General features: G+C 40.8%; 8 protein-coding genes. All 8 read right to left on the bottom strand.

From position 1 onward, the window contains the following. Positions 1-560 precede the first annotated feature (560 nt). The 8 genes from AAEY98_RS18480 to AAEY98_RS18445 all read right to left on the bottom strand — a co-directional run bounded on the left by AAEY98_RS18480 (position 561) and on the right by AAEY98_RS18445 (position 6,780). Entirely contained in the window at positions 561-812 is a 252-nt protein-coding gene (locus AAEY98_RS18480; protein WP_351018698.1) for a transposase, read from the bottom strand. 19 nt (positions 813-831) lie between these two features. Beyond that, positions 832-984 (bottom strand): hypothetical protein, encoded by a 153-nt coding sequence (locus tag AAEY98_RS18475; protein WP_351018695.1) that lies wholly within the window; start codon positions 982-984, stop codon positions 832-834. A 520-nt stretch (positions 985-1,504) separates the two neighbouring features. Continuing rightward, positions 1,505-2,869: a magnesium transporter gene (mgtE, locus tag AAEY98_RS18470; protein WP_162023894.1), complete on the bottom strand. Its 1,365-nt coding sequence runs from the start codon at positions 2,867-2,869 to the stop codon at positions 1,505-1,507. Between the two features lie 511 nt (positions 2,870-3,380). Continuing rightward, a complete protein-coding gene (locus tag AAEY98_RS18465) occupies positions 3,381-3,656 on the bottom strand; it encodes an HPr family phosphocarrier protein (RefSeq protein ID WP_101085181.1) in 276 nt (91 codons plus the stop codon). 20 nt (positions 3,657-3,676) lie between these two features. Further along, positions 3,677-4,540, bottom strand: coding sequence for an RNase adapter RapZ (gene rapZ, locus AAEY98_RS18460; protein ID WP_101085182.1), 864 nt, complete (start codon positions 4,538-4,540; stop codon positions 3,677-3,679). Continuing rightward, entirely contained in the window at positions 4,537-4,980 is a 444-nt protein-coding gene (ptsN, locus tag AAEY98_RS18455; protein WP_011638816.1) for a PTS IIA-like nitrogen regulatory protein PtsN, read from the bottom strand. The genes rapZ and ptsN overlap by 4 nt, the downstream gene beginning before the upstream one ends. Before the next feature lie 2 nt (positions 4,981-4,982). Beyond that, positions 4,983-5,270, bottom strand: coding sequence for a ribosome hibernation promoting factor (gene hpf / locus AAEY98_RS18450; RefSeq protein ID WP_101085183.1), 288 nt, complete (start codon positions 5,268-5,270; stop codon positions 4,983-4,985). 25 nt (positions 5,271-5,295) lie between these two features. After that, positions 5,296-6,780, bottom strand: coding sequence for an RNA polymerase factor sigma-54 (locus AAEY98_RS18445; RefSeq protein WP_059744680.1), 1,485 nt, complete (start codon positions 6,778-6,780; stop codon positions 5,296-5,298). Positions 6,781-6,862: the final 82 nt, after the last annotated feature.

The raw sequence follows: 6,862 nt of genomic DNA, 5'->3' as shown, positions 1-6,862 counted from the left end.
CTGTGCGTTATCAACTTGCTGGGGGACGAGTTGTTAACACGGTCAAACATCCTTGCCAAAACGGTTTTGATATTTAGTTCCGTAAAACACCTTAATAAAAATGACGTTATTAGATTAATAGAGTCTGGGGACCCAATAACGCCTGAACTGTTATGTTAGCTGCCTTCCTTAACGGCTAACGGTAGAGCGATAAAGCGGCAAGGATGCAAGATAGTTTGCGCTTATTATTATTAGAATGTTTGTTGCTGTGCGTTATCAACTTGCTGGGGGACGAGTTGTTAACACGGTCAAACATCCTTGCCAAAACGGTTTTGATATTTAGATCTGTAAAACACCTTAATAAAAATGACGTTATTGGATTATAGAGTCTGGGGACCCAATAACGCCTGAACTGTTGTGTTAGCTGTCTTCTTGACGGCTAACGGTAGAGCAATAAAGCGGCAAGGATGCAAGATATTTTGCGCTTATTTTTTATTAGAATGTTTGTTGCTGTGTTATCAACTTGCTGGGGGACGAGTTGTTAATACGATCAAACATCCTTGCCAAAACGGTTAATGTTACTAACTTGCCATTGTTTGTAATTGTTGACTTAACTGGGCAATCTTTTGTTGTAAATAGGCTATTTCTGATACGATCGCGCCCTTGCTTTCAGTTTGGCGACTATCGTTATTTCTCACCCATTGATAAACCGTTTTAGCCGACACGCCATATTGTTTTGCTACGTCGGATAATAATCGATTATGGTTTTTGACCTCATTAATCACTTGTCTTTGTAAGTCGATTGGATACTGTCTTGCATTTGACATATTCATCAAATAATTTCCTTCCGATTTATCTATGTTTACCTGAGCGAGTTTCAACTTCATCCCACTGACTGCAACCGAGATGTGCTAAGAAAAAAATGTTTTGGCGGCATTGTGCAATGACATTATTGACCATGACATTTATCGATATAATGCTACGTATTACGGTTATTTTATTCATCGCTATCTCCTACAATTACAATGGACTGCTTAAAAAATAAACTACTACTTAGTAGGTACGTATTTCTTATATGGAAAGCTTGTGCCAACTTTGATAAATATTTTTAGTTGTTATTTATCAGTATATTACATATTACCTGTAGTTTTGTTATTTTTGAGTAGTCAACCAGATTGGTGCAATTGCACTAATGTGGTGAGCATGTGCTGCCGGCAACACATTACGGTTGTGATTGTCGTAGCGCAGTATGGATGACAAATATGGCAAAAAAAGGTCACCTTAATGACAAGATGAAGGCAAGGTTTTCACCGAATGAGTTGTTGCCAGTTGATGGTTTGAAAAACGTTAATAAAGTGAGGCTGCAGACATAGCTGCAAAAGTGATCAGAGTACTAAGCGCTTGGTAAATGAGCTTATGTGTGAAAAAGACTTATGTGTATAGAGACGCCGCCGACGTCCGTAAAATTGCACTAGATAGCGCAATTTCGTTGGACGACATGATATGTACGATTTAAATCAATGATTTAGTGCATTAAAAATAATGTGGCTAGGCCCAAAAATGCAAATAAGCCAACGACATCTGTTACCGTCGTTAACACCATACCCCCCGCCAACGCAGGATCGATATTTAGCTTTTTTAACATTATGGGGATAGTGGCGCCAGCAAAGCCTGCTACCGTCATATTAATCAGCATGGCACTGCCAATTAATCCACCTAATGCGATGTCGTCTTTCCAAAGCCATACCGCAAAAAAGACCAATACAGACCACATTAAACCGTTCAATAATCCGATGCTTAATTCCTTACCAATTAACCAGCGTGAGTTACTTTGGCCAATATGCCCAAGTGCAATCCCGCGGATGACGAGTGCTAGGGTTTGATTACCCGCAACGCCTCCCATACTCGGTACAATGGTCATTAAAATTGCGATGGTGGCGAATTGCTCTAAGGTACCTTCAAACATGTTACTGACAGATGAGGCTAGTAATGCTGCAAATAGATTGATGGTTAGCCATAGAGAGCGTCTCAGAGTGCTTTTAAGCACAGGGCCAAAGGTATCTTCATCATCATCCATCCCTGCCATTCCCATCATTGAATGTTCGGCATCCTCGCGGATGACATCAATAACGTCATCGATAGTAATTCGACCAAGCAATTTTGCTTGGCTGTCGACGACTGGGGCAGATATCCAATCCATCCGTTCAAATTTTTGCGCCACATCTTTATCGGACATCTCTACAGGAATACTTTCTAATTCTGTGTCCATAATACTGCGGACCGTTACGCTTGGATCGCATGTGAGTAAATCAGCTAATCTTACTCCGCCTAAAACATGATCATGGCGATCCACAACATATAAAGTATCAGTCGTATCAGGTAAATTTCCCCGTTGACGTAAATAGCGTAATACCACTTCGATATTGACATCTGGTCTTAGGGTGACGGTATCAGTATTCATGATACTGCCGGCAGTATCATCTGGGTAACGCAATGCTTGCTCTACTCTATCCCGGTCTTGGCTTCGCATTGATTTGAGCACTTTCTTGTAAACATCATCGGGTAAACTGCGAAGAATATAGGCCATGTCATCTGTATCCATGCCTATTGTGGCCTGGGCAAGCTTCTCTGGTGTCATGCTGCTAATAAGTGAATCTTTAAGTTCTTCACCTAATTCGTCAAGAATTTCCCCAGCATATTGTTGGTCAATGAGTTGCCATAACACCTGACGATTTTTGGGCGGTGATGATTCGAGAATAAGGGCGACATCGTTAGGTGACATGGTATGTAGCATGTTACGGGCATGGACAAACAGACCACTGTCTAGTGCTTGAACGAGTTGATTGAGACGTTGTTCTGTTATCTCATTGTCTAGGTACTCTTTACCCATATATCTACTTCCTATTCGTCATACTTATATTATTCAGTATGTCATTATTCTGGGTTTCTCAGGTTGTACAGTTCAAGGCGTATAAATGCAGAAATAGCTGTCTTTACGTAAGACAATGAAATGCAGAAATAAAATACTTAAATGACTTCTGCGGTGAAATTCTGCAGCAGCCAATGCTGCTTTACATACTATAGACGTACCACGTCACGGAAACAGAGTTGCACTGGATCCGTTGCTAGAAGCGGTAATGTCTTTATCATGTTAAACGCTAACTCCCGCAGGATGAACTGATACTAATGAGATTGGTATCAACTGCGAGAGATAAACCTAAGGGCTAATATTTTTGAGGGACTGATGTCTACTGGTGATCATCAATGTCGTGACAGTTTGGTTAGTATGGCCTAGTCATTTAGAGGCCGCATAAAATAAGGATGACGGTGGCTTAAAGCATGAGTAACTTGCAGCTATTCACACATTACAGGCTATTTATAAATTCAATGCGATTAAAAAATTAACAAGATTCATCAAATTTAGCATTAATGAGATCGCACACTGCGTTTAATGCCACTTCAGCATCTGGGCCTTGAGCTGTCACCGTAATCATTTTACCGATACCACTTTCAAGCATTAATAGCCCAAGTACGCTAGCTGCGCTGGCGTTTTTTTCGCCTTGAGTTAAGGTGATGTTAGCATCAAAATCCGCCGCTAACATCGCGAGTTTTGTGGCGGCACGGGCGTGTAAGCCCAATTTATTTGAAATGGTCACTTGGCGTTCAAGTTTGATCATTGACGCGATCCTATGCTCACTTAGTTATTAGTATCACTGATATTTAATTCTCTGTGGCGAGCATTAACCGTGTGTTTACTGCCTTGTCGAAATCGTTTTGCTAATTGATCTGCAATATATACCGAACGGTGCTGACCACCAGTACAACCAATCGCGATGGTAAGGTAACTGCGATTGTTACGTTCTAAATGCGGCATCCAAGTTTCAAATAGGTTTTCAATTTGCCAAATAAATTTATTAACTAATGGCTGACGACCTAAAAATTCTTGTACGGGCTCATCTAAACCCGTAAATGGACGCAGTTCTATTTCCCAATGTGGGTTGGGTAAAAAGCGTACATCAAACATAAAATCTGCTTCTGTCGGCATGCCGTGTTTAAAGCCAAAAGATTCAAAGTTAATCACTAACTCTTTATCAACACTGCCTAATAATATTTGCCTAACTTGGTCGCTTAATTCGTAGATATTTAGCGCAGAAGTGTCGATATAGTGATCAACAATTTTTGCGATAGGCTCAAGTAAACGGCCTTCTAGTTTTATCGCTTCTTGCAGTGAAATATGATTTTTAGATAACGGGTGTAATCGACGTGTTTCGCTGTAACGTTTAAGCAATACTTTGTCATTGGAATTTAAAAAGAAACTGATAATTTCAGTGTCATTTTGAAGTAGTGCCAATTGGTCTTGAAGCACTTTACCTTGTTCTGCAATGTTACGAACATCAACGCTAATCGCAACCAAATCATTACTGCCTTTAAGCTGGGCTAATAATGTGCCAATGAGTGGTAAAGGCAAATTATCAACACAATAATATCCTAGGTCTTCTAATACTCTCAGGGCAACGGATTTCCCTGAGCCTGAACGTCCCGATACTATAACTAGTTTCATGCAGTAATAACCTGATAAAGTTCTGTTGCGTCGTGAGTTTTACGAAGCTGTTTCAATATTTGCTTATCGCTTAACTTTTGGGCCATGCTCGATAACGTGCCTAAATGTTGTTGGCACTGGTCTGCAGGTACTAACAAAGCAAATAAAAGATCCACGGGTTGCTTATCGATTGCATCAAAGGCAATGGCTTCTTCACATTTAATAAATATCGCGATAGGGTGATCGATGGTCGTTAATCTACCATGAGGTATCGCAATGCCATTTCCTATACCTGTGCTACCCATTTTCTCTCTCGCTAACAGGCTTTCAAAAACCTCTTGCGAAGACAGGGTTGGGTACTGGGCAGCGACTAAATTGCTGATGAGTTCCAGTACTTTTTTCTTACTGCCCGGTGTGGCACAGGTAGTGCATTCCGGCTGCAGAATGGTACAAAGTTCCATCGTTAGTGTTTTGTATTCTTCTCTTTGTGTTTAATTACCTGACGGTCGAGTTTATCGATCAGGGCGTCTATTGCAGCATACATATCAGTACTTTCTGACATTGCAAAAATTTCTGCGCCATTAATGTTGATTTTGGCTTCTGCTTTTTGTTGTAATTTTTCTACATTGAGCACAACGTGTACATTATGGATCTGATCGAAGTGTCGTTCAAGCTTTGAAAATTTACTGTGGATGTATTCACGTAAAGATTCTGTTATTTCGACATGACGTCCAGTCAGACTTATTTGCATAAAAAATCCTCCATTGCCTAGTAGGTTATAAACTCTTACGTTGGTTTGAGGGCGGGATCATCATTGCTTCACGGTATTTTGCTATCGTACGACGAGCAACGTTTATGCCCTGTTCTGCCAGAAGCTGAGCCATTTTACTGTCACTCAGTGGTTTTTTCTGGTTTTCTGCGGCAACCAGCTTTTTGATAAAAGCACGAATGGCCGTTGATGAGCATTCCCCGCCATCGTCAGTACTGACATGGCTAGAGAAGAAGTATTTTAGTTCAAATAAGCCTCGAGGGGTGTGCATATATTTTTGTGTGGTGACTCGTGAAATGGTCGATTCATGCATTTCTACAGCTTCAGCGATATCATTGAGCACCATAGGCTTCATGGCTTCTTCGCCATATTCAAAAAAGCCTTGCTGAAATTGCACAATGCAATTTGCCACTTTAAGTAAAGTATCATTACGGCTTTCAATACTTTTAATAAACCATTTAGCCTCTTGCAGATGGCCTCGAATAAATTGACTATCCGACGGGTTTTTACTGCCTCTAGCCATGGCTGCATATTGCTGATTAACACCAATTTTAGGCATGTTGTCTGGGTTTAACTCTACTACCCAACGGCCATTTTTCTTTAATACTGTGACATCGGGAATCACGTATTCATCATCCATGGGGGTAATTAATAAGCCCGGACGAGGATTGAGTGTCTGGATTAGAGTGATTGCGTCACGTAACTCATTTTCTTTTAGTTTTGTTTTACGCATCAATAATCTGAAATCACGGCCAGCAATTAACTCTAAATAGCCTTTAATTAACAAACGGGCATTATCGATATGGGGTGTGTCGTTAGAGTATTGCGCTAATTGAATAAATAGGCATTCGCTTAAATCACGTGCTGCAACACCCACAGGATCAAAGTGTTGAACGCGTTTTAATACCGCCTCAACCTCATCTAGTTCCACATTTTCATCACCCATGGCTTCGAGAATATCTTCGGTACTTTGGGTTAAATAACCGCGTTCATCAATGGCATCAATAATGGCGGTGGCAATGGCGAGATCGGTGTCTGAAAATGGAGTGAGATTTTTTTGCCATTCTAAGTGTTCGTACAGACCTTCGGTGGTTTCACCTTGAAAGGGCATGTCGTCATCGCGCATGCTTGCACTGCCTGAACCTGACATAGGTGAGGCTGTGTATACTTCATCCCATGTGGTATCCATGGCTAAATCATCCATGGTTTCTTTGGTCATGGATTCTGCTATGTCGACGGTGGAAGTGTCTTTTTCGACATTAACAATACTGTTGTCACTAAAGTCTGTATCCGCTTGGTCGCGGTTTTCTTTTAAGGAGTCTTTTGCTTCAGAAAACTCATCTTCTATTTCAAGCAATGGATTTGAATCTAATGCTTGTTGGATTTCCTGCTGTAGCTCCAATGACGATAATTGCAGTAAGCGAATGGCTTGCTGCAATTGTGGGGTCATGGTTAAGTGTTGACCCATTTTAAGTTGGAGTGACGCTTTCATTTACCGCTTATCCCTAGATGATTTTCCATAAAAATGACAATCTCGAACTGTAATAGATTGCCATAAACATCAATGACATTTA

It is taken from the genome of Shewanella sp. AC91-MNA-CIBAN-0169 (assembly GCF_040310165.1).
Classification (GTDB): domain Bacteria; phylum Pseudomonadota; class Gammaproteobacteria; order Enterobacterales; family Shewanellaceae; genus Shewanella.
The sequence above is the reverse complement of the archived record's forward strand: the minus strand, read 5'-3'. Positions and strand labels throughout refer to the sequence as shown.